The 22,977-nt window shown below is 53.5% G+C and carries 27 protein-coding genes; 21 read left to right on the top strand and 6 right to left on the bottom strand.

Annotated features, from left to right (window positions below; all coding sequences use genetic code 11):
* The 3 genes from P9J64_09175 to P9J64_09165 all read right to left on the bottom strand — a co-directional run bounded on the left by P9J64_09175 (nt 1) and on the right by P9J64_09165 (nt 3,677).
* A complete protein-coding gene (locus tag P9J64_09175) occupies nt 1–489 on the bottom strand; it encodes a hydrogenase maturation protease (GenBank protein MDG5468486.1) in 489 nt (162 codons plus the stop codon).
* Complete coding sequence (locus P9J64_09170) at nt 486–2,051, bottom strand: nickel-dependent hydrogenase large subunit (GenBank protein ID MDG5468485.1); 1,566 nt, start codon at nt 2,049–2,051, stop codon at nt 486–488. Before P9J64_09170 ends, P9J64_09175 begins: the two co-directional genes overlap by 4 nt.
* A 267-nt stretch (nt 2,052–2,318) precedes the next feature.
* Nucleotides 2,319–3,677 carry a sigma-54 dependent transcriptional regulator gene (locus tag P9J64_09165; protein MDG5468484.1) on the bottom strand — a complete coding sequence of 453 codons (1,359 nt, stop codon included), beginning with the start codon at nt 3,675–3,677 and terminating at the stop codon, nt 2,319–2,321.
* 228 nt (nt 3,678–3,905) lie between these two features.
* On the opposite strand from P9J64_09165, the gene hypA reads away from it, so the two are divergent.
* From hypA to P9J64_09110, 11 genes are all read left to right on the top strand, one after another.
* Nucleotides 3,906–4,247 (top strand): hydrogenase maturation nickel metallochaperone HypA, encoded by a 342-nt coding sequence (gene hypA / locus P9J64_09160; protein MDG5468483.1) that lies wholly within the window; start codon nt 3,906–3,908, stop codon nt 4,245–4,247.
* Nucleotides 4,248–4,249: 2 nt separating this feature from the next.
* Nucleotides 4,250–4,987 carry a hydrogenase nickel incorporation protein HypB gene (hypB, locus tag P9J64_09155; protein ID MDG5468482.1) on the top strand — a complete coding sequence of 246 codons (738 nt, stop codon included), beginning with the start codon at nt 4,250–4,252 and terminating at the stop codon, nt 4,985–4,987.
* A 73-nt stretch (nt 4,988–5,060) separates the two neighbouring features.
* Complete coding sequence (locus tag P9J64_09150; protein ID MDG5468481.1) at nt 5,061–5,291, top strand: HypC/HybG/HupF family hydrogenase formation chaperone; 231 nt, start codon at nt 5,061–5,063, stop codon at nt 5,289–5,291.
* Nucleotides 5,288–6,379 carry a hydrogenase formation protein HypD gene (gene hypD, locus P9J64_09145; GenBank protein MDG5468480.1) on the top strand — a complete coding sequence of 364 codons (1,092 nt, stop codon included), beginning with the start codon at nt 5,288–5,290 and terminating at the stop codon, nt 6,377–6,379. Before P9J64_09150 ends, hypD begins: the two co-directional genes overlap by 4 nt.
* An 87-nt stretch (nt 6,380–6,466) precedes the next feature.
* Nucleotides 6,467–7,480, top strand: a complete 1,014-nt coding sequence (gene hypE / locus P9J64_09140) for a hydrogenase expression/formation protein HypE (protein MDG5468479.1) — start codon at nt 6,467–6,469, stop codon at nt 7,478–7,480.
* 241 nt (nt 7,481–7,721) lie between these two features.
* Nucleotides 7,722–7,907: a hypothetical protein gene (locus P9J64_09135; GenBank protein MDG5468478.1), complete on the top strand. Its 186-nt coding sequence runs from the start codon at nt 7,722–7,724 to the stop codon at nt 7,905–7,907.
* 219 nt (nt 7,908–8,126) lie between these two features.
* Nucleotides 8,127–8,492 carry a hypothetical protein gene (locus tag P9J64_09130; GenBank protein ID MDG5468477.1) on the top strand — a complete coding sequence of 122 codons (366 nt, stop codon included), beginning with the start codon at nt 8,127–8,129 and terminating at the stop codon, nt 8,490–8,492.
* 309 nt (nt 8,493–8,801) lie between these two features.
* Nucleotides 8,802–10,076, top strand: a complete 1,275-nt coding sequence (larA, locus tag P9J64_09125) for a nickel-dependent lactate racemase (protein MDG5468476.1) — start codon at nt 8,802–8,804, stop codon at nt 10,074–10,076.
* Nucleotides 10,077–10,182: 106 nt separating this feature from the next.
* A complete protein-coding gene (locus tag P9J64_09120; GenBank protein ID MDG5468475.1) occupies nt 10,183–11,574 on the top strand; it encodes an FAD-linked oxidase C-terminal domain-containing protein in 1,392 nt (463 codons plus the stop codon).
* A gap of 101 nt (nt 11,575–11,675) precedes the next feature.
* On the top strand, nt 11,676–12,935 hold the full coding sequence (locus P9J64_09115; protein MDG5468474.1) for a (Fe-S)-binding protein: 1,260 nt from the start codon (nt 11,676–11,678) through the stop codon (nt 12,933–12,935).
* Between the two features lie 109 nt (nt 12,936–13,044).
* Nucleotides 13,045–13,362 carry a cytochrome c3 family protein gene (locus tag P9J64_09110; protein ID MDG5468473.1) on the top strand — a complete coding sequence of 106 codons (318 nt, stop codon included), beginning with the start codon at nt 13,045–13,047 and terminating at the stop codon, nt 13,360–13,362.
* A gap of 111 nt (nt 13,363–13,473) precedes the next feature.
* Here the strand turns inward: P9J64_09110 and moaA are convergent, their stop codons facing one another.
* Both moaA and P9J64_09100 read right to left on the bottom strand, forming a co-directional pair.
* Entirely contained in the window at nt 13,474–14,454 is a 981-nt protein-coding gene (moaA, locus tag P9J64_09105; protein MDG5468472.1) for a GTP 3',8-cyclase MoaA, read from the bottom strand.
* Nucleotides 14,455–14,537: 83 nt separating this feature from the next.
* A complete protein-coding gene (locus tag P9J64_09100) occupies nt 14,538–15,605 on the bottom strand; it encodes a type IV pilus twitching motility protein PilT (GenBank protein ID MDG5468471.1) in 1,068 nt (355 codons plus the stop codon).
* 237 nt (nt 15,606–15,842) lie between these two features.
* Between P9J64_09100 and P9J64_09095 the strand changes: the two genes are divergently transcribed.
* Entirely contained in the window at nt 15,843–16,817 is a 975-nt protein-coding gene (locus P9J64_09095; GenBank protein ID MDG5468470.1) for a thiamine biosynthesis protein, read from the top strand.
* Nucleotides 16,818–17,000: 183 nt separating this feature from the next.
* Nucleotides 17,001–17,765, top strand: a complete 765-nt coding sequence (locus P9J64_09090) for a MipA/OmpV family protein (GenBank protein ID MDG5468469.1) — start codon at nt 17,001–17,003, stop codon at nt 17,763–17,765.
* A gap of 188 nt (nt 17,766–17,953) precedes the next feature.
* Here the strand turns inward: P9J64_09090 and P9J64_09085 are convergent, their stop codons facing one another.
* Nucleotides 17,954–18,745: a carbon-nitrogen family hydrolase gene (locus P9J64_09085; protein MDG5468468.1), complete on the bottom strand. Its 792-nt coding sequence runs from the start codon at nt 18,743–18,745 to the stop codon at nt 17,954–17,956.
* A 253-nt stretch (nt 18,746–18,998) separates the two neighbouring features.
* On the opposite strand from P9J64_09085, the gene P9J64_09080 reads away from it, so the two are divergent.
* Genes P9J64_09080 through P9J64_09045 form a run of 8 tightly spaced genes read left to right on the top strand, consistent with a single transcriptional unit; the run spans nt 18,999 to nt 22,972 of the window.
* Nucleotides 18,999–19,484, top strand: a complete 486-nt coding sequence (locus tag P9J64_09080; GenBank protein ID MDG5468467.1) for a Na+/H+ antiporter subunit E — start codon at nt 18,999–19,001, stop codon at nt 19,482–19,484.
* Complete coding sequence (locus P9J64_09075) at nt 19,484–19,783, top strand: monovalent cation/H+ antiporter complex subunit F (GenBank protein MDG5468466.1); 300 nt, start codon at nt 19,484–19,486, stop codon at nt 19,781–19,783. Before P9J64_09080 ends, P9J64_09075 begins: the two co-directional genes overlap by 1 nt.
* Entirely contained in the window at nt 19,780–20,115 is a 336-nt protein-coding gene (gene mnhG, locus P9J64_09070; GenBank protein ID MDG5468465.1) for a monovalent cation/H(+) antiporter subunit G, read from the top strand. Before P9J64_09075 ends, mnhG begins: the two co-directional genes overlap by 4 nt.
* A complete protein-coding gene (locus P9J64_09065; GenBank protein MDG5468464.1) occupies nt 20,112–20,357 on the top strand; it encodes a DUF4040 domain-containing protein in 246 nt (81 codons plus the stop codon). The genes mnhG and P9J64_09065 overlap by 4 nt, the downstream gene beginning before the upstream one ends.
* The gene (locus P9J64_09060) at nt 20,354–20,629 is read left to right on the top strand and encodes a hypothetical protein (protein MDG5468463.1); all 276 of its coding nucleotides are present in this window, start codon (nt 20,354–20,356) and stop codon (nt 20,627–20,629) included. The genes P9J64_09065 and P9J64_09060 overlap by 4 nt, the downstream gene beginning before the upstream one ends.
* A complete protein-coding gene (locus P9J64_09055) occupies nt 20,626–21,093 on the top strand; it encodes an MnhB domain-containing protein (GenBank protein MDG5468462.1) in 468 nt (155 codons plus the stop codon). Before P9J64_09060 ends, P9J64_09055 begins: the two co-directional genes overlap by 4 nt.
* A gap of 2 nt (nt 21,094–21,095) precedes the next feature.
* Entirely contained in the window at nt 21,096–21,485 is a 390-nt protein-coding gene (locus P9J64_09050; protein ID MDG5468461.1) for a cation:proton antiporter subunit C, read from the top strand.
* Nucleotides 21,482–22,972 carry a monovalent cation/H+ antiporter subunit D family protein gene (locus tag P9J64_09045; protein MDG5468460.1) on the top strand — a complete coding sequence of 497 codons (1,491 nt, stop codon included), beginning with the start codon at nt 21,482–21,484 and terminating at the stop codon, nt 22,970–22,972. Before P9J64_09050 ends, P9J64_09045 begins: the two co-directional genes overlap by 4 nt.
* Nucleotides 22,973–22,977 lie beyond the last annotated feature (5 nt).

The following is a 22,977-nucleotide window of genomic DNA, read 5'->3' as shown; positions in this document are numbered from 1 at the left end:
TCAATTTTTATCGGCGACTTCGCCGCTAATTTCTGCCATGACCATTTCGGCGGCGCCCGATACAGCTGCGGCTACAGCCTCGGTCAAGCCTATTTTCAGGCTGGTATCTTCAGGCTGAGCACCGATGATCACCACTTGTTCAGGGCGGCAGTCGACCAGTTCGGCCAGACGCAAGGTCTCGAGCAGGCCGACCTGATGAAGGGAATCTGCAGGGACAGCTTCTGCTGCCACATCTTCCGGGCTGAAGCGATACAGGGTTCCGGGCGACTGACCACCACGGACCGCATCGATGACCACGACTTTACGTCGGCCATTCAGCTCTTCCATCAGATCGATGATGCTGGTGCCGGCATCGAGCAAATCAACATTGCCCGGCAAGTTGCGGGTACCGACTTCATCCAGAACAGCAACGCCAAACCCATCGTCGCCACGCAGCGTGTTGCCGACGCCCATCACCAAAACGGGAGAACGATCTGCCTGCTGGTTCATTCGGTCCCCACGACAAACTGGCTCAAGTCTTCACCTTGCGGAGACACAACATGGACCGCACAGGAGAGACATGGGTCGTATGAACGAACAATACGCACCAGCTCGAAGGGATTGTGCTTGTCATTGACCTTGGTGCCGATCATCGCCTGCTCGATCGGACCGGGCTGTCCTTGACCATCCATCGGACCGGCGTTCCAGGTTGTCGGCACAACGGCCTGGTAGTTTTTGACCTTGCCGTCTTCGACCACAACCCAGTGGCCCAGAGCACCTCGAGGCGCTTCGTGCAGTCCCATACCGCGATTGGTCACATTGAGAGGATAATCCTGGCAGCCAGGTTGGCCAGGCTGAAGCTGAAGAACCCAGCTCTTGAGCTGTTCCGCAACCAGCTTGCACTCGATGGCGCGGGCGGCGTGACGGCCGAGAACGGAGTCAAGCACTACGGGCGAAGCGTTGAAGAGACCCAGAACCGAGTCAACCTGGCCCTGAACAAACTTGTTACCGCTTGCATAGGCAGCCAGCATACGAGCCAGTGGACCAACTTCCGTAACGTTGCCGCTGTAGCGAGGGGCCTTGACCCAGCTGTAGGCATTGGCCTTGTCACGATCCGGCACCGTCTGACCATCGTAGGGGTGCACTGCACCGGTATTTTCAAACCAGCTGAATTCTGCATCTTCGGTAATTTTGCTCGGGTCGAGGCGGCGCATCTTGAGATCTTTAATGCCGATCAGACCCTGGGGCAGGAAGCGTTGACGCTTGGTCAGGTCAGGATCGCTGTCGAGGTCGAAGCAGCCGAAGGACATGTACTCGCCGCAACCATCACCGATACTAAAGTAATCGCTATAACTTTTGGCCACCATCAGAACGTCCGGCAGGTAGGCGTTGTCAATAAACTCAATCAGTTGATTAATCTTCCAGTGGAAGCTGGCAATCTCATCAATGGTCGGTGCAGCGGTGCAGCCACCGGCGACGATCGACATGTTGTGCGGCATCTTGCCACCAAAGATCGCAGTCGCCTCATGAGCCAGGCGGCGCATGTTGAGCGCTTCAACATAGTGCGCGACGGCAGAGCGGTTCTCTTCTTTCGACAGGCGGTAATCGCCTTCGTAACGAGGAACAAAAGGGCCGAGGTGACCGCGGGCAATGAAATCCTTCACCTTGTTGAGAGAAGGATCCGACCCTTTGTAATCGGCAGCAGCGGTGACATCGACATAGTCGAGTGCCGCCAGTTGGTAGAAGTGCAGGATATGAGACTGGAGGAAGTTAGCACCCTGGATCAGGTTACGCAGAGTCCGGCCGTTGTCGGTGATAATACCGTTAACGCCGTAGACCTCATCGAGAGCGTAAGCCGCTGTCAGGCCGTGGGAAGTAGGACAAACACCACAGATGCGCTGCATCAAGCGTGCAGCGTCGCGAGGATCGCGACCACGCAGGATATTTTCCAGGCCGCGGTACATCATACCGGAGCTTTGAGCCTCTTTAACCACTCCGTTTTCGACGACCGCCTCAATTTTCAGGTGACCCTCAATCCGGGTCACCGGATCAATGACAATTCGATTTGACATGCATTCTCTCCTCTTCAGGGTATAGGTCACTCATCTTCACGTAACGAAGTGACGCATCCCTGGACATTGGCAAGGAGCATGCCGTTAAACTTAAAAAGGTGTAAACGGCACGGTATGACTGCAGGTTATCCCTTTTTGGGGAAATCCGGAGAAGGCCCGGCTCGACACAACAAAGGACAAAACGATACAGGCTGTATCGTTTTGTCCCGAAATGTACAATAAACAGAGAATGATTTAACGGCCGGAAGAGCCGCAACGAAGAATTACTTATTCTTCCTTGCGGAGAATAGAATATTGTTTAATTTTTCGATCGAGGGTTTTACGGGAGATATCAAGAATCTGGGAGGTGTTAACCTTATGATAATTGGTCTGCTGATAAACCTGTTCGATATACAGGCGCTCAACCTCATCCAGAGTCATCTGGGCTTGAGGCAGTGAAAAACTGGTCGAGACGCCCTGCTTGATTCTAACGGCAAGGTGCTCCGGTTGTAGCGTTTCGCCCGCCGAGAGGATACAGGCCATCTCCATGACATTTTCGAGTTCACGGACATTACCAGGCCAGGGATAAGCCTGCAGCAGAGCCATGACAGCCGGCGATATTTCCTGCCCGGCCACCGAGGTGTAGCGGCTGACGAAAAACTCCGCCAGCGGCTTGATGTCATCAAATCGCTCACGCAGGGGCGGCACGTTGAGGGTGATGACATTGAGGCGATAATATAGATCTTCACGGAAAGAGCCACCGGCAACAGCGGCTTCCAGGTCACGGTTGGTCGCAGCAACGAAACGGACATCAGCGTGCTGCACACGGGTTGCACCAACAGGCAGATATTCTTTTTCCTGCAGCAGACGTAGCAGTTTAGCCTGCAATGCCGGACTTATATCGCCTATCTCATCGAGGAACAGGGTGCCGTGATTCGCCTCTTCCACAAGACCACTGTGTGTACTCGTAGCTCCGGTAAAAGCACCCTTAATATGGCCAAAGAGTTGACTCTCCAGGAGAGTATCTGTTAACGCGGCACAATTGATCGTCAGGAAGCGCCGGTCACTTCGTTCACTGCTGTAATGAATCGTTGAGGCGACCAACTCCTTACCAACACCACTTTCTCCCAGGATCAGAACACTGGCCTCACTGGCGGCAACACGTTTGGCCAGGCTCAACACCTTGGAGAAGCCATCACTGCGGAAGATTACCTTGTTGGGGTCAAAACGACGCTGCACCTCAGCTCGCAGGGAACGGTTCTCAGCGACCAACCTGCGCCGGTCACTCCAGTGCCCAAGCAGTTGCAGCAACTCCTCGCTGAGGATCGGCTTGACCAGGTAATCGCAAGCGCCCTGCTTAAGGAAACTCACTGCGCTGCGTACCGAGGCATAGGCGCTTATAATCATCACCGGCAGGTCCTTGCTGCGTGCCTTGACCTGTCGCAGCATTTCAAGACTGTCTTCTTCGAGAGAGGCGTCGATCAAAACCATGTCCGGTTGCACACCATGGCTCTCCGCCAAGGCCTTGAGCAGTTGCGTACCACTGGCAAAGAGCTCGGCGCTGTAGCCTCCAGCCGTCAGTATTCTGGAAAGCTGCTCCTGGGCTTCCGGCTGTACGTCACAGATATAAACAATTCCCTTATTCATAAGATCAGTCCTCTTCATTCTGTTAAGTCGAGGCAATCTAGCAGATACGGTAATTGTTCGGCAAGGCTCTTGCAGATAAATTGTATCATTTTGTCCATGCACAACTCTGGCCCTTGCTTTTTGAACAGGCCTTTCATTATATTGAACCACGAACCCTAAGCGCTTATCGCGTTATCATTAACAGAACAGTCCAGATCTTTAGGGCTGTATCAATTTTGGTTACACACTTTGCACGAATTAAGCCTGACCCAAAACCTCATCGAAATCGCCGAGGAGCATGCCCGCCGCGAGAACGCCACTGTGATCACAAGTGTTACCATGGAAATAGGCGCACTCTCCGGGGTCATGCCGGAAGCCGTGGAGTTCGCTTTCGAGGCCTGCACCAAGAACACCCTCGCCGAAGGAGCAAGCCTAGAGATTCGCCACATCCCCGCCCTCGGTCGCTGTCAGAAATGCGGCCAGGAATGTGAAATGGAGAGCCTGCTCGATGGCTGCTCCGCGTGCGGCAGCTACGCCCTCGACATCCTCAAAGGCCAGGAGATGGCTTTAATAGAATTGGAGATAGACTGAAAATGTGTACCGATTGCGGCTGCGCCCCGCCACAGCCGGAGCATGATCATAAACATGACCACGCTTCCCGCAAAATCCGCGTAGAAGAGAACCTGCTGGCCAAGAACCAGCGCCTGGCAATGGCCAACCGTGCCAGTTTTGCTGCGCATCAACTTTTTGTTCTCAACCTGGTCAGTTCGCCCGGCTCCGGCAAGACCTCGATTCTGGAACGAACCCTGACTGACCTTAAAGGCAAAATCAGCTTTACCGTTTTGGAAGGGGACCAACAAACGGACAATGACGCCGAGCGCATTGCTGCGACCGGAGCACCGGTCAAGCAAGTCAATACCGGTGCCGGCTGCCATCTCGACGCTCACATGGTTGGCCACGGTGTCGAGGGCTTAGACCTTGCCGCAGCTGACATACTGATGATCGAGAACGTTGGCAACCTGGTCTGCCCGGCCTCCTTTGACCTCGGTGAAGATCACAAGGTTGCGGTGCTCTCGGTGACTGAAGGCGAAGACAAACCTCTCAAGTATCCACAAATGTTTCAGGCTGCCGACCTCATGCTGATCAACAAGATCGACCTGTTGCCATATCTGCGTTTCGACATCGAAGGGTGCAAAGCCTTTGCCCGACAGGTTAATCCGCAGATCAAGATCATTGAACTCTCCTGCCACAGCGGTGACGGTATGACCGAGTGGTACGACTGGTTGAAAGCCGGCGTTGCTGGCAAGCGGCGCTTGGTGAGTAGCCTGTAGCGAGATTAAATCTTTCCTCACCGCCCGCCACGCGCTACGCGCCACGGGAGAAGCGACAAAGGAGCGAACGACCATGTGTCTCGGTGTACCAATGCAGGTCAAAACAATCGAAAACGAAGTCGCTATGTGCGAAATCGACGGCGTACAGCGTCAAGCCAGCCTGATGATGCTCGATGACGTCAAGATCGGTGACTATGTCCTCATTCACGCCGGCTTTGCGATTGAAAAAATCGACGATGACGAAGCCCAACTGACTTTGAAGGCTTTACGAGAAGCTCTCGACATGGGCCTGACCCCCGAATGAAGCACCAGAACGAATACCGCGACCCAAAGCTCGCCAGGCTGCAACTGGAAGCCATTCGTCAGACGATTGACGGCTACGATGGTAGCATGACCTTCATGGAAGTCTGCGGCACCCACACCATGGCGATCTACCAGCACGGTATCCGCTCCCTGCTGCCCGAGCAGGTGCGGTTAATCTCCGGCCCCGGCTGCCCGGTCTGCGTTACCCCGGTCGGCTTCGTCGACCAGGCGGTCGCCCTGGCCCGACGACCCGATACGATCATCGCCACTTTCGGTGACATGGTTCGTGTGCCCGGCTCTTCCTCCAGCCTGCTTGAAGAACAGGCCAGGGGAGCAAGCATCAAAATTGTCTACTCACCCCTTGATGCTGTCGCACTCGCTGAAAAACACCCTGACAGTGACCTGGTCTTCCTCGGCGTCGGTTTTGAAACCACCGCCCCGACCGTGGCCGGCGCCATATTGACCGCAGCCCGGAAGAAGCTCGACAACTTCTTTGTCCTCTGCTCCCACAAAACCATGCCCGGCCCCATGGCGGCCCTCGCCGGCGACCCGGAGTTGCAGGTCGACGGCTACCTCTGTCCGGCACATGTTTCAGCCATCATCGGCGCCAATGCCTACCAGTCTCTCGTCGATGCGTACCAGGTTCCTTGTGTAGTAACCGGCTTTGAACCTCTCGATGTACTACAAGGCGTGCTGATGCTGGCAAAACAAACCGTTGCCGGTGAAGCGCATGTCGAAACCCAATATCGCCGCGTCGTCAAAGCGAAAGGGAACCTCAAAGCTCAACAACTCCTCGCGCAGGTCTTTGAGCCCGGAGACGCCCGCTGGCGTGGCATTGGTGACATCCCGAACAGCGGCTTGCAGATCAGAGCCAAGTTTTCGCACTTCGATGCCGCAACCCAACTGCACGTTAAGGTTGAGCCCCCCGTTGAGCACAAGGGCTGTCTCTGCGGCGAGATCCTTAAAGGGAAAGTCCGTCCCAACGACTGCCCGCTCTTCCGCACCGTCTGCACACCGGAAGATCCGGTCGGAGCCTGCATGGTCTCAAGTGAAGGAACCTGCGCAGCCGAATATAAGTATGGGACTTAAAATCAGGGTCTAGGTGCTGGGGACTGGGGTCTGGTTATTATCTTTTACCAGTCCCCAGTCCCCAGCCTCCAGCCCCCGGAGTTTTTTATGAAATCAGATGTAATTTTGCTTGGCCACGGCAGTGGCGGCAAACTCAGCCATGACCTGCTCGACAACCTGATCGTGCCGACCCTTTCCGGGATTGGTCAACGCGATCAGAATGATGCCGCAGTACTTGCCGCACCGAACGGCCGCCTGGCTTTTACCACCGATTCCTACGTCGTTGATCCGATCTTCTTTGCCGGCGGCAATATCGGCGACCTGGCAATCCACGGAACGGTTAACGATCTGGCCATGGCCGGCGCCACACCTCTGGCGATCAGCGTTGGCCTGATTATCGAGGAGGGCCTGCCCGTCGAAGACCTCAGAACAATCCTCGAGAGCATGCGCGATGCGGCACAGCAGGCCGAGGTGAAGATCGTTACCGGAGACACCAAGGTCGTTCCACGGGGCAAGGCTGACAAACTCTTTATCAACACCTCCGGCATCGGTGTCATTGAGCATGATTTACAGATTTCCGGAATCAACGCCCAGGTCGGAGACAAGATCCTTATCAACGGCACCATAGGCGATCACGGCATGGCTGTTCTGGCCAGTCGTGAAGGGCTTGAGCTAGAAAGCAATATCACTACGGACAGCGCTCCTCTCAGCAGCATGGTGGCAGAACTGGTTGCACAGCTCGGTTCTCAACTGCACACCCTGCGCGACCCGACCCGCGGTGGAGTTGCCACCACAGTCAAGGAGATCGCGCTACAGTCCCAGGTTGAAATCACCTTGCAGGAAACTGCGCTGCCTGTCGATCAGTCCGTCGCCGGGGCCTGTGCCATTTTAGGCCTGGACCCTCTCTTCGTTGCCAACGAAGGCAAGTTACTCGCCTTCGTTACTCCCGAAGTCGCAGACCAGGCCCTGCGCATTATGCAAAGCCACAAGCATGGCAAGCAGGCTGCGATCATCGGTGAAGTCACCGCCATAGCAGCCGGCAAGGTTCGCCTGCAGACATCAATCGGTGGACTTCGAGCAATCGAAATGCTCGCCGGCGAGCAACTCCCTCGCATTTGCTAAAAGTAAAGGTTTACTTGTGTAGCCTTTTGACCATAACCATGTGCCAGAAATACAACTTTTTGGCGTATTACCCTTCAAAACAACGTCTCGACCATTAAAACAGCCTCACAAAGTCAATCATTTCAGACACATCTAAGCCGATACCGCATGTGTAAAAATATGGCACGGCTGATGCATAATAGATGACTAAATGTGTCCACTCTCCCGTTCCCGGACATTCATAGAAAAAAGGAGTCTCATTATGTTCAAGCTTTCAGCACTCATCGGTGGTTTGGCCTTCTTCGGCACCAGTTGGTTTTCTGGCTTCACTATGCCTCGCTTTGTGAATGGTCCGGGAGACTACCTGATTATGCCTCTTTTCAGTTACATCATGATCATCGTGGCCGCCCAGGTGGCCGTCAGAATTCTTCCAGAAAAACAACAATGATTGCGAACGGGAACGGACCGGCACGCTCTTAAATTATTGACACTCTATTGGAGTCACACCAGCCTGCTTCGGCTGGATACGAACAAAGCAAGAGGGAATGGGTTTTAATCCATTCCCTCTTGCCATTCATAAAAGCATTTTCTTCTTCTCAAACGGTGACTTATCATTGATAATGTGACACTCAGAAAGTAAGCATCGTGAAAACTTGAGGAGTTAGCTATGGACCGGGCCAAATTTGTAGAGCATAAAGGTAAACAAATTTTTGTCATGGATTGCAGAGATGCCACGCTCGATGAGATGAACGAGGTCATCGAAGAATGTATTCTACAGGTCCGCAAGCAGCCCGAGAAATCGGTCTTCACTCTGACGATTGCCGGTGGTAGCGCTTTCAGCGGGGAAACCATTTCAAAGCTTAAAGAAGTCGCTCGCGACAACACCCCTTACGTCAAAGCAGGTGCGATTGTTGGTGTGAAGGGCCTTTACAAGGTCGTTTTCAACGCGGTTGCCATGTTCAGCAAACGGCGCTTTTATCTCTTTGATACGGTTGATGAGGCGATGGATTTTTTGGCGGATTATACGGATTGAACCTTGTGGTAAAAAGACACTGGCTCGAGGCATTAGTTTATTGCCTCGGGCCTTTTTTATTCGGTTCTCTAAGCAAAAAAAATGTTTAACGCAGAGGAAAAGCGCTTCAAGATTTTAAATTGCTCAATTCAGACTATTGCTCTATCCGCCTCCGCGTCTTTGCGTTAATAAATGCTCTGATTTTGCCTTGCCTTTGTTTTGGTTATAGGTCCATTTTATTTAGCCCTTTCAAAGAACCCCCTACCCGTCATTCGCTTGCACTTAAGCCGGGCGAAAGCCTATAATGAGATGTTGATTACAGGGGGCCGTTTGAAGAAAAACTTACTGAAATATGGTTCGCAGAAGCTACCGATAGAACTTCAGGCGCAAACCCTGACAGCCAACACACCCCATGACCTGCCAGATCCAGCAGAAGAGGTCTGTCGCGCGCTGGCCAATCCGATCTCCTCACCATCGCTGGCACAGATCCTTAAGCCCGGTGAACGTGTCGCCATTGTTACATCGGACATCACCCGCTACACCGGCAGTGAGATCTACCTGCCGCTCCTGGTTGCCGAGTTAAATCGTTGCGGCATTGCCGACAGCAACATAGAGATCATCATCGCCCTTGGCATTCATCGCAAACAGACCGAAGAGGAGCATCGTAAAATCCTTGGCTCTCTCTATGGGCGAATAACCGTTTATGATCATGAATGTGACGACCCTGAGCAGCTGGTAGATCTCGGCCAGACAAGCTCCGGCCTGCCGGTACAGATCAATCGACGAGTCATGGCAGCAGACCGGGCCATCGTCACCGGCACCATCGGCCTGCACTACTTTGCCGGCTTCGGCGGCGGACGCAAGAGCCTGGTCCCGGGCGTTGCAAGTCGGACAACCTGCATGGCTACACACTTTGCCATCTTCAATCCACCAGCAGAAGGTGGCCGCAACACTCAGGCCCGCACCGCCAATCTCGACGGCAACCCGGTACACCAGGCCATTCTGGAAGCCGCAAAGACAATCAAACCTGATTTTTTACTCAATACCGTGCTGACGACTGACAAGAAAATCGCCAAAGTCTTCTGCGGCGATCTGGAGCAGGCCCACCTGGCAGGTTGCGAACTGGCGCAAAGTCTGTACACTGCACCACTGCAGCAAGCAGCTGACCTGGCCATCGTTTCCTGCGGCGGCGAACCCAAGGACATCAACTTCATTCAAGCCCACAAAGCACTCGATTACGGTGTGCAGGCCGTTCGCCCTGGTGGAACAGTCATCCTGCTGGCGGCCTGCCCGGATGGCTTCGGCAACGCCACCTTTTTTGACTGGTTCAATTACGAAGAGCTCGATACTTTCGAAAAAGCCTTGCGCAACCGTTATGAGATCAACGGTCAAACAGCTTGGTCGACCCTGAGCAAAGCACGCACCTGGCGCGTCATTCTGATCAGCGAGTTCAATCGCGAGCAGTCCGAAAAGATGGGCATGGAAAAGGCAATCAATCTTGACGAGGCATTGCAGATGGCATACAAACAGCTTCCGGACAATCCGGAGGTTGTGATTATTCCCGATGGCGGTACTATTCTGCCAGTAATAAAAAACAACACTTAACCACAGAGATCACGAAGAACACGAAGTTTTTTCCTGGATCTCTGTTCCCATGAAAAATTTGATTTTTTCGTGGTCTTCGTGCCCTTCGTGGTGAACAGGCGTGTGTATGATCGACAAAAAAATAATCGAAGAACTTGTTCAGATCCTTGGTAAAGATAATGTCCTGACCAGCAAAGCGGAACGCATCTGTTACTCCTACGATGCGACCCAGCAGAGTTTTTTACCGGAAGTTATCCTGCAACCCGGCTCTACAGAAGAAATTGCTCTCGTCATGAAGCTCGCCAATCGGGAGCTCATCCCGGTTTTCCCCCGTGGTGCGGGTAGTGGTTTTACCGGAGGGTCGCTACCGACCAAAGGCGGGATCGTGCTTTGTACCGAGCAAATGGACCAGATTCTGGAGATTGACGAGGAGAATCTGGTGGCCACCGTCGAGCCAGGTGTCGTCACCGAACGTTTTCAGAAAGCCGTAGAAAAAGTCGGCCTTTTTTACCCTCCCGACCCTGCCTCCCTGAAATTTTCAACCCTGGGCGGTAACGTCGCCGAATGTGCCGGCGGACCGCGCTGCGTCAAGTATGGTGTCACCAAGGACTTCATCATCGGCCTTGAAGTGGTCACCCCGACCGGCGATATCATCACCACCGGCGGTCCCACCATGAAAGGCGTCGTCGGCTACGACCTGACCAAGCTGCTCTGTGGCTCCGAAGGAACGCTCGGAATCATCACCCGAATCGTTATCAAGCTGCTGCCCCTGCCTGAAGCGAAGAAAACCATGTTGGTGCTCTTCGACTCAATCGACGGTGCGGCGCAAGCAGTGTCTGCAATAACCCGCAATAAAATTATCCCGACGACCCTCGAATTCATGGACGGACGCACCATTGAATGCGTACGCCAGGCCACCGATCTGGATTTGCCGGAGGCCGCCCAGGCGGTGCTGATCATTGAAGTCGACGGGGATCGAGAATTTCTCGACAAACAGGTCAACCGCATTGCCGAGATCATCAAACCCCTCGGTGTGGTTGAAACCCGTATCGCAACCACGCCGGAAGAGAGCGAGGCCCTCTGGCAGATCCGGCGTTCGGTCTCGGCTTCTCTGCGCAAGGTGAATCCGGACAAGTTCAACGAGGACATCTGCGTACCTCGCAGCAAGGTTCCGGAGATGATTCGCAAAGTGGATGCCATTGCTGACAAGTATCAGATACCGATCGTCAACTTCGGTCATGCCGGAGACGGCAACATTCACGTCAACATCATGGTCAACAAGAAAGTTTCCGGCGACATCATGAAAGCGGAAGGGGCCATCAAAGACGTTTTCAAGGCAACGCTCGAACTGGGCGGGACCATGAGCGGAGAACACGGTGTCGGCATAGCCAAGGCCCCCTACATACCACTGGAGATCACTCCGATCGCTGCTGAATATATGAAGGCGATCAAGAAAGCACTCGACCCGAACAACATTCTTAATCCGGGCAAGATTTTTTTAGACTCACTAGAGGATTAACCACAAAGAACACGAAGGTCACGAAGAGCTAAATACCTTCAAAGTTCAAAAGAAATAATCTTCGTGTGCTTCGTGCACTTCGTGGTGAGAAAGATAGAGCAATGGCAAAACTTAAAAAACTCGAAGATTATCGAGACGAAATAGAGCGCTGCGTCAAGTGTGGGGCCTGCCGGGCCCACTGCCCAGCCTTCGACGCTGAACGTCGTGAAGGCCGGGTCGCCCGTGGCAAGATTGCCTTGGCCAACTCGATCCTGGAAGGAGAAGTCGGCCTCGAACCCAAGGTTCTGGAGGACTTGAGCCAATGTCTGCTCTGTGGCAGTTGCTGCGCCGGGTGCCCCAACAAGGTACACACCGAAGACATCGTTGCCGCCGCAAGGAGGCAGATCGCGGAGGAACGGGGTCTCTCCACCTTTGGCAAGGGTGTCGCCACTGTCCTCGGTCGACCGAAGCTGATGAACCTTTTGGCCAAGTCGGGAGGCAGCCTGTCGTCAATACTCTTTAAAAAGCTCCCGAAAAACAGCGGTCTGAACCTTCGATTTCCGGCGCCTTACCTGGAAAAAGGACGGACGCTTCCGCCGATTACCGCCAAACCTTTTCGCGAGAGGGTTCCCGAGGTTATTCCGGGAGATTCTCAGCAGCCGACCGTGCTCTTCTTTACCGGATGCGGCATCAACTACATGTATCCTGCGGTCGGTGAGGCCTTTCTCAATGCGTTGAACTTTCTCGGCGTCACCGTTATTGTCCCCAAGGATCAGGCCTGCTGCGGATTGCCTGCGGTGAGTGCAGGAGCGACCAAGACGATTGAGAGCCTGGCAGATCAGAACCTGGCCGCGATCAACCGGCACAATTTTGACTATATCGTTACCGCCTGCGCCTCATGCAACTCCGGACTCGGCAACATCTACGCAGAGATGGGGGATGAATTCAAAGAGATGTCAGCAAAGGTCATGGACATTTTCGTCTTTTTGGCCAGACACGGCCTCCCGGAGAAGTTGGAGGCGCTGCCCAAATCCGAGCAACGCATCAAGGTGACCTATCACGACCCCTGTCATCTACGCAACCAGGGAATCACCAAGGAACCTCGGCAGATTCTCAAGGCGTTGCCCCAGGTGGAGTTTGTCGAAATGCCGGACGCCGGGACCTGCTGCGGTCTGGGTGGGACTTATTCGGTTTACCACTACGAGCACACGAAGAGAATCGCCGCCAGAAAAGCCGGCAACATTGAAAGCAGCGGAGCGGAACTGGTCGCGACAGACTGCCCTGGCTGTATCATGCAGCTTCAGGACGGTATCAACCATGCCGAAGGGACTCAGAGGGCACTGCACATTCTGGAGCTCCTTGCCGAAGCCTTACCCGAGTGAGTATGGGCCAACAAAGAGAATTGTCCCGTTGCAGAGTACTGACAAGCTGTTACAATAACCGCGTCTACCCAAGACTCTATAACCCCTACACGTTCCAGGAGGAAAACCGATGCAAAAAGTGATCTGCCTGATTGTTGTCGCCCTGTTTTTGAGCACGGGAGCGGCTTTGGCTGTCTCTGCCAAAAAAACTATCGAATTCAACAAAAGCCCGATGGGCACTGTCATCTTCGACGGCACGATACATAAAGAGCAAGACCTCAACTGCAAAGACTGCCATAACAAGGACATGTTCCCGAAAATGAAACAGGGAACCGTAGAGATCACCATGGATGAGATCTACGCGGGCAACCTTTGTGGTGTCTGTCACAACGGCAAACGTGCTTTTGATGCAAAGGGAAACTGTGCCCGTTGCCACGTTAAACAGTAATCTGACGTACAAATCGCAAACAAGAAAGGCCCGCCGTTTATCCCGGCGGGCCTTTCTCTCGATATTCTTTTTATCCAGCCTCTAGTTACCAGCCTCCAGCCCCAGCCTCTATCAACCACCAATGCCGTGCATGCGCCGACTCGGCGTCATGAAGTCCTTACCATTGATTTTGTGCTTCTCCGGCTTGGCACAGGCTGCCGCCACGAGGAGTTCCTCCAGGGCCTGATCATCACTGCCATCTCGCAAAACCGTTTTGAGATCAGTCTCTTCATTATCAAAGAGACAGCCGCGCACCCGGCCGTCGGCCATCACTCGCAGGCGATTACAATCACCACAAAAATGCCCGGAGACAGAAGGAATCAGCCCGACACGGCCCTTGGCCCCTGGCAGACGATACATTTGAGCAGGCCCTGAGGAGACCTGATGAGGAAGAGCCTCCAACTCGCCAAGAGTTCGCAGTCGTGATTCAACCTCCATGATCGGCATACCGTCTTTAGAAGCATATTCCAGATCGGCACTGATCGGCATGAACTCTATAAAACGGACATCCCAGGGGTGATCCAGTGTAAGCCGGGCGAAATCAACGATCTCATCAGCGTTAAAATCTGCAAAAGGAATGACATTCAGCTTGATCGGCAGCATCCCCACACTTTCGGCGGCTTCGATGCCGGCCAGAACCTTCTCCAACCCCGAACGACGGGTCAACTCTTCAAAGCGCTCCGGGCGGAGTGTGTCAAGGCTGATGTTCACCCGAGAAAGGCCGGCAGCCTTAAGCTCCTCTGCCAGTTCTGCCAGAAGCAGGCCGTTCGTAGTCAGTGTGATTTCAGGTTTCTCCGGCAAGCGAGCCAAACGACCGATAAAGTCGACAATACCGCGCCTGACCAGGGGCTCGCCACCGGTCACGCGGACTTTGCGAATCCCGAGGCGGCAGGCCGCGGCAGTCACCCGCAGCATCTCCTCGTAGCGCAGCACATCGCCATGGGTAAGATCCGCGACCCCACTTTCAGGCATGCAGTAGCGGCAGCGAAGATTGCAGCGATCCGTCACTGACAGGCGTAAGTATTCAATTTTTCGCCCAAATTGGTCTTGCACAAGAGTTCCCTGGTTCCGTTGCCTACACTTTTGATGCTAACACTGGCAGACGAACCGAGGCAAGCTGAGGAAGGCACGTCTCATCAAAGTTTCTTCTTCGGAAGGTACTGCTCAAAAGCTTTCTTGTCGACACAGCAGCGATAGGCTTCATCACCATTGATGAGCTTGGCGTTAAGCATCTCCAGGATGTGCTGATCCATTAATTGCATACCATCACCCTTGGCCGTCTGCATGATTGACGGCACCTGGAAGGTCTTGGCTTCGCGGATCAGGTTGGCGACAGCAGAGTTACAGATCAATATCTCCAGGGCAGCTGCGCGGCCCTTGCCATCGGCGGTGCGCAATAACTGTTGGCAGATAACGCCCTTGAGACTCTCGCCAAGCATGGTTCTCACCTGCTCCTGGGCATCCTTGGGAAAAGCATCGATGATACGGTCAATGGTTTTCGGAGCCGAATTGGTATGCAAGGTACCGAAAACCAGGTGTCCGGTTTCTGCGGCGGTCATTGCCATGGAGATAGTTTCCAGGTCGCGCATCTCACCGACAAGAATGACATCGGGATCCTCGCGCAGGGCGGCACGCAAAGCGTTGGCAAAGGACTGCGAATGCTGACCAATCTGCCGCTGGTTCATCAGTGACATCTGGTTTTCGTGAATAAATTCGAGGGGATCTTCGAGAGTCAGGATGTGCTCACGACGGGTCTTGTTGATCAGGTCAATCATGGCCGCCAGAGTGGTTGACTTGCCGCTACCGGTTGGCCCGGTCACCAGCACCAGACCTTTTTTCAGTTTGGTCAGTTTACGGATACCTTCCGGCAAACCAAGCTGGTCGGCAGTCAAAATCTTGCTGGGGATGATTCTGAAAACACCGGCAACGCCACGGTGGGTCTCCAAAAGGTTGCCACGAAAGCGGGCAACCCCTTCCAGGGAATAAGCAAAGTCGAGATCAAGGTTGGCTTCGAATTCTGCGCGCTGTTCCTCGTTGAGGATTTCGTAAAGAAGGCCACGGGCTTGCTGGTCGTTCAAAGGCGGGTAGTTGAGCTTTTCCATGTCGCCGTGGAGGCGGAAGAGGGGCGGCGCGCCGGTGGAAATATGCAGATCACTGGCACCTTGTTGCTTCATCATTTTGAACAGCGAATCAATTTTAGCCATGATCTCTCCCGAAAGCCTTTGGTAGCGGATGTTAATCCCAAGGAAACCGCAGCACATTCTGGCAGAGCGGGCTTTTCATTGTCAAGCTGAATGCCTGCCTCTACACCCTCACATCCAGAGTAGATTCCAACTTGATATCCGAGGTAACATGATGGTATCAACCCACGGTTCCACTAACCTCCTCAATCCGCGCCAAAATAGCGTGGTCAGGAATTCACAAGTAATGGAGAAGCGATTATGAGTAAAGCCCTGGGACTCCTTTCCGGAGGACTCGACAGCAGCCTTGCTGCTCTATGTCTCAAGCGCCAGGGAGTTGAGGTCACGGCCATTTCCTTTGTCACTCCTTTTTTCGGCAGCAGTAAAGCAGAACTCGCAGCAAAGCAGATGGGCATCCCGCTGATTGTTGAGAATATCAGCGAAGTCCATCTGGCGATGCTTAAAAATCCGCACTACGGCTATGGCAAGAACATGAACCCCTGCATCGACTGCCACGCCATGATGTTTCGCCTGGCCGGTGAAATTATGGCTGAACAAGGTTTCGACTTTCTCTTCTCCGGCGAAGTGCTGGGGCAACGACCCATGAGCCAGAACTCCAACGCGCTGCGTTCGGTCGCCAACTACTCCGGCCATCCGGACCGCATCATCAGGCCCCTGAGTGCCAAGCTCCTGCCAGTGACCCCCATGGAAGAGCAGGGTCTGGTTGACCGTGATCAGCTCCTTGACATTCAGGGTCGGTCACGTAAACCCCAGGAAGCCCTTGCAAAGGAATGGGGGCTAACGGACTTTCCTTCCTCGGGTGGCGGTTGTCTGCTGACAGAGATCCACTTCTCTGACCGCCTGCGCGACCTGGTCAAACACCAGCCAGACTGCAACGTAGATGATGTCGAGCTACTCAAGATTGGCCGCCAGTTCCGCCTTTCAGAACAATCCAAGCTGACCCTGGGCAGGAACCAGAAAGACAACGATGCCATTCGAGCCGCCGACAAGAGTGATTACATCATTCTGCGCACTCCTGGCGTCTCCGGTCCACTAGGGCTGGTTTCCGGAACACCCTCAGAGGATGACCTGCAAACGGCGGGAGCCATTCTCGCCACCTATGGCAAAGGCAAGGATCAGACAGAAGTTGAAGTCTTGGCGGAAATGCCGGGCGGCGAGAAGCTCTTCAGTATCGCCCCCATGTCCAGAGAAGCAGCAACAGTGATGATTGTCTGAGGCAAGTAACCCAAGGCGCGCATTGCCCTCGGCTGAACTTTTGCTAAAGACGACTCAAGGTTTGTTCCAGGGGGGCCTGCGCTTAAAACCTGACAAAATTATGTTGCCAAAATTATTGATATTTCAGAAATAACGTTTAACATTATACGGTATTTCAAAAATTCTAAACACTTGGAGGCTTCAATGAAACTGACAAAGATCTTCTTCTGCTTAATGTTCGCTTTGTGCATTGCCGCTGGTCCGGTGCTTGCGGCCACACACACAGTAGGTTTCGGTGCGGGTTTTGCTCCAGAGTACGAAGGTTCAGATGATTACCAAGGCGTCCCCATGCTGATGTTGACGGGCAAGTATGATAGCGGCCGCTCTTTCCATCTGCTTGGCACCAACCTCAGGGTCAATGTCCTGGCCAGCAATAAATTCCAGTTTGGTCCGATTCTAAACTATCGCATGGGCCGTGATGACGTCGACAACAAGGTTGTCGATAGGATGAAAGACATTGATGACGCCATGGAAGCTGGCGCCTATGTTCTGGCGAACTTTGACGACGTGCTGCTTGGCGTGGACTTCCTGATGGATATTTCTGATGAACATGACGGCATGCAGGTACAGGGAAATGTAGGTTACAGGTGGAAGGCTTCCGAGGCTCTGGTTGTGACGCCAAATGTTTTCCTTAACTACGCCGATGACGACTTCACGGATACATACTTCGGAGTAAATGCTAAAAATGAGGGCACCAGCGGCCTGGACCGCTACAAAGCCGAGTCCGGCTTCAAGGATGTCGGGACCAGGATTGTCGTCAATTATACGCCCTGGGAGCAGTGGGGGATTATGGGCATTCTGTCCTACTCCGCCCTACTTGAAGACGCCAAAGACAGCCCGATTGTCGATGAAGGTGACGATACGCAGACCTTCTTCGGCCTGATGGCGACTTATCGCTGGGGCAAGTAGGTAGGGCCCGGCAGACCCTCGGGAAAAACTCACCTCGTGGCATATGAACCAACAGAAAGCCGACGGCAATGCCGTCGGCTTTTTTATCGTTCAGGGAGGAATAATAGTTCAATATAGTTAATTGAAAATCGTCTCTCTTGCAAAAAATGACTGCACCGGCCTCTTGGTTTCGGCGTTCCAGTTTCCTTTTAAGGAAGCGTCCCGTATATCTCCGGACGTCGGTCATGGTAACAACGGATCTGGGCACGATAATCGATCATCTCCTGGGCATCAAAGGTGGCGATCAGCTCAGTGTCGATCTCACCGCCTTCGGCAAGCACTTCCCCACGGGCCGACAGCAACAGGCTCATACCGAAAAAATCCAGCTTGCCCTGAACGCCGCAACAGTTGGTCGCGATCAGAAACAGCTGATTCTCCATGGCACGCGCCCGCAGCAAGGTTCGCCAATGCTCCTGGCGAGGCTTGGGCCACTCTGCCGGCAGGCAGACAATCTCGGCACCTTCAAGCGCCATCTTGCGGAAAAGCTCGGGAAAGCGCAGATCATAGCAGATCGCGACGCCAAGGCGACCCACCGAAGTCGGCACCACTAGAGACCGATCTCCCGGTGAAAGGAAGCGATCCTCACCCATGGTAGAAAACATGTGCAGCTTTCGATAACTGTCGAGGACCTCTCCGTTATCAATCACGAAAGCGGTATTGTGGATTTTACCATCAGCTTCTTCCGGCAAGCTGCCGACAATCACCATCTTATACTCGGCAGAGATGCGACAAAGGGCTTCAACCACTCTTGGCGTTTCAAGCGCATGCCTGGCCAACCGCTTATAGTCGTAGCCGGAACTCCACATCTCGGGAAGGACTGCCAATTGCCCACCCAATCTAGCAACTCGGTTGAGAGCTGCCTCAACTTTTACCAAGTTCCCGCCTACATCACCAAGCGTGATATTAAATTGAATAGCTGCTACCTTCAGTTTTTTTTTCATAACATCCCCATAATAAAACAATGTTTTTTAACTACTCAAAACTTAACCCAAAACCTGTTGCCCCACTAATTATATGCGAGTCGAAGAAGACAAACAAGAGCACTGTGTCACGTCGATTCTCTTGACCAGCCAGACAAAAACATGGTAAAAGATGTCGCGTTTTGGAGATTAGACAGATGTTCTACATCTTTCGGTTCTTGTGTTGGTTTCCCGTTCAAATTGTATCGGAAACACGTCTTAACGACAGAGGGTTATGAAAGCAAAACTTGCCACATTTATAGCGATGTTTACCTTCTGGGTCGTTCTGTCCGGAATGTTTGATGCCTTTCACCTGACCCTGGGTGTGATCAGCTGCCTGCTGGTTGCTCATTTCAGTCATGATCTACTTTTCTACGGTGACGATGATCAATCCTGGGTACGAGGTCTTTGGGGCTTAATCACCTATGTGCCCTGGCTTTTTTACCAGATCATTCTTGCCAACCTGCAGATAGCTTATGTGGTTCTGCACCCCCGCATGTTCGAGCTGATCGACCCACACGTCATTCGTTTCAAAACTAAACTCAAGCGACCGATATCCAAGGTCACCTTTGCCCAATCGATCACACTGACTCCGGGAACAATCACAGTCAGCATTCATGATGACGAGTTTTCCGTTTACGCCCTGACCCGCAACGCAAGTGAAGCCCTGCCCGGTGAGATGGAGACTCGAATCGCCCGTGCTCTGGAGTCCGACTTATGATGCACTCCTTCTTTCTTGCCACCGGCATTGCCATGGTCCTGTTAATGGCTCTGAGTCTGATTCGCGCCCTGGTTGGTCCAACCATTCTTGACCGCATCCTCGGCGGCAATGTCATCGGCACAAAAACAACGGTACTGCTGCTGGTGATCGGTGTGCTCTACGACGACCTGGGGATGTTTATCGACATCGCCCTGGCCTATGCCCTGCTCAACTTCATCGCGACACTCGGTGCCACCAAATTCTTTCTGCGGCGACTCGGCGTGTTCATGGAAGACAGCGAAGGAGAGGAGAGCTTATGACGGTCCTGTCGATCCTTACCATCATCCTGATGCTCTTAGGCCTCTTCTTCTTTCTTGCAGGAACCATTGGCCTTCTGCGTTTACCGGATTTCTACTCCCGCTTGCATGCTGCTGGTAAATGCGATTCTCTGGCTGCAGTACTAATGATTTCAGGACTGGCAATTTACAACCTTGAGCCCTTCTCTGTCGGCGCACTGCTGGTCAGTGCCAAGCTCTTTCTGATTGCCGCGTTTGTCTTTGTCACCAGCCCGACGGCAACCCATGCAATCACCGAAGCCGCTCTGGTTCTTGGCGTAAAGCCCTGGAAGAGGACGAGGGGAAAACGACCATGATCTGGCAACTTGATCTCATGATTCTGACCCTGGTGGTGATTTGTGCTCTGGTGGCAATCAACATCAAGGACCTGCTTGGCGCTTCAGTCGTGTTCGGTATCTATAGTTTTTTGATGTGCCTGTTATGGGCTGAAATGGGGGCTGTCGACGTGGCCTTTACTGAAGCCACTGTCGGCGCCGGCGTCAGCACTATCTTCTTTATCGCAGCTATCTTGAGAACCACCAGAAGGAGCCGAGATTGAAAAATTTAGCTTTGCTCGCAACCCTGGTAACAGGGGCTCTGTTACTGTACGGAACCAAGGATTTTCCGGCATGGGGGGATCCCCAGGATCCGGCCAGTACCTACCTCTCGCCGTACTATATTGAAAACGCCGTCGCGCAGACCCATGTCCCCAACATCGTCACAGCTGTGCTCGGCGATTACCGGGGATACGACACCATGTTTGAAACAGTGGTCATCTATTGTGCAGGCATGGCCGTACTCAGCGTCTTGTGGAGGAAAAAGGAAGAATGAGGGACATCCACGAACATACCGCTGGAGAAGACCTGATTATCAAGACTTCAGTGAGATTGATGGTCCCCTTCATCCAGGTGTTCGGCCTTTATGTCATCGTCCACGGTCACTACAGCCCGGGCGGCGGCTTCCAGGGGGGGGTCATTCTCGGCGCATCCTTTATTCTTCTGGCCCTGGCCTTTGGCATGAAGACTTCTCAGGAATACATGACGGTCAGTGTCAATGCGGTTTTGAACAATCTCGGCCCGGCCATTTTTATTGGCGTCGGAGTACTCTGTGCCCTCTTCGGAGGCCTCTTCCTTGATTACAGTGCCCTGGACAAGCTGATTCCTTTGGGCCCGGTTGAGTGGCGTTCTTTTGGTATCTTCCTGATTGAAGTCGGGGTCGGTGTAGCGGTTATGAGTATCATGGTTCTGCTCTACTGGAACCTCAGTTCCGGTGGTGCTATGGATGAGGGGCTCTAGCTATGGAGATGATAGTCGACGAAATCGTCGCCAAATATAACTACTGGATTTACGTCGTGCTGATGATGATCGGCTTTTACGCAATGATCGGCAAGCGCAACCTGATGAAAAAACTGATCGGAATGAATATTTTCCAGACCTCCATCATTCTTTTCTTCGTTTCAACCGGAGTTAAAAAGGGTGGTGGTATCCCGATCGTTGACAAATACCAGGCACTGGCGGGCAACGTGGACGCGGCGTCCATGGTCAATCCCCTGCCGCACGTATTGATGCTGACGGCAATCGTCGTCGGCGTAAGTGTTACCGGCGTGGCCCTGGCTGTACTGCAGCGCATCTATCGAGAGTACGGCACCCTCGAAGAGGATGAAATCCTGGAGAAGCTCCAGCGATGAACGCAACCAATCTACATCTCTTCGTTCTGGTCGTCCCGCTCCTCTCGGCTCTGGCTATCAACCTGCTGGGCCGCAGATCCCGTCAGTGGATCGCACCGATGGTCCTCGGCTCCCTGGCCTTTTCCGTTTTCGGCTCAATTATTATTATGGCCCGTGTGATCGAGCACGGCAATCTAAGCTACACAGTCGGCAACTGGCGGCCACCCTACGGCATCGAACTGGTCGTCGATCCTTTAAGCGCCCTGATGATGGTGCTCATATCGGTTGTCGCACTGCTTGCCTCCTTCTCTTCATTGAAGAGCGTTGAACAGGAACTTCCCGGCCGGGAACATTTGTTCTTTACCCTCTACATGATCCTGATTGCCGGCCTGTTCGGCCTGGTGTTGACTGGCGACGCCTTCAACCTCTACGTCCTGCTCGAAATAACCTCAATCACCACCTACGGCCTGATCGCCATGGGCAGTGGACGGGCAGCTCTCTCAAGCTTTAATTACATTATCATGGGCTCAATCGGCGCCTGTTTCTACTTGCTTGGGATCGGCTATATCTACATCCTGACCGGAACCCTGAACATGGCCGACATCGCCCGGATCCTGCCGACCCTGAACGCTCCGGTGGCGACCGCCACAGCCATCGCTTTCGCTCTGGTCGGGTTGTGGGTCAAGATGGCCTTTTTCCCCCTGCACAGCTGGTTGCCCAACGCCTACAGCCAGGCGCCTACCGGTGCCGGCACCATGGTGGCGCCACTGATGACCAAGGTCACGGTCTACCTGATGGTGCGTGTGATCCTGTCCATGTACACACCAGCACTGGTCTTTACCCATGAATGGATCGCCCAGGGCGTGGTGTGGGCTTCAGCGCTTGCGATCATCTGCGGATCAGTACTCGCCTTGGGACAGAAAGACCTGCGGCGCATGTTGACCTACATTATCGTCGCCGAAGTCGGCTACATGGTCGGCGGCATATTCCTGGCTAATGCCAACGGCCTGACCGGCAGTATCCTGCATATTGTCAACGACGCCCTCATGACCCTCTGCCTCTTTCTGGTCGTCGCTGCGATCATTTACCGTCAGGGGAGCGTCTCACTGGTATCACTTCAGGGAGTTTTTCGCCGCATGCCGATCACCATGGCTGCTTTCACACTGGGTGCTTTTGCCATGATCGGCGTACCGCCGACCTGCGGTTTCTTTAGCAAATGGTATTTAATCCTTGGCGGGATCGATGGCGGCCACTGGGAATTCGTCATTGCCCTGGTTGCCAGCAGCCTGATTAACGCCATCCTTTTCTTTCGGATTATCGAGTTGGCCTACTTCGGCTCCCTGCAGGACGGCGACCATCATGAGCATTTGAGCACCGAACGGCACGAGGCTCCCTGGTGGATGCTCAGCCCACTGGTCCTGACAGCAGCCCTCCTGATTGTGGTCGGCCTGAGCACCGGGCCTTTAATTAACAACGTAATCCGATTGATGATACCGGTCGGCTTTTAATTCTA

It is taken from the genome of Deltaproteobacteria bacterium IMCC39524 (assembly GCA_029667085.1).
GTDB lineage: Bacteria > Desulfobacterota > Desulfuromonadia > Desulfuromonadales > BM103 > M0040.
This window is presented reverse-complemented; position numbering and strand designations above follow the sequence as displayed.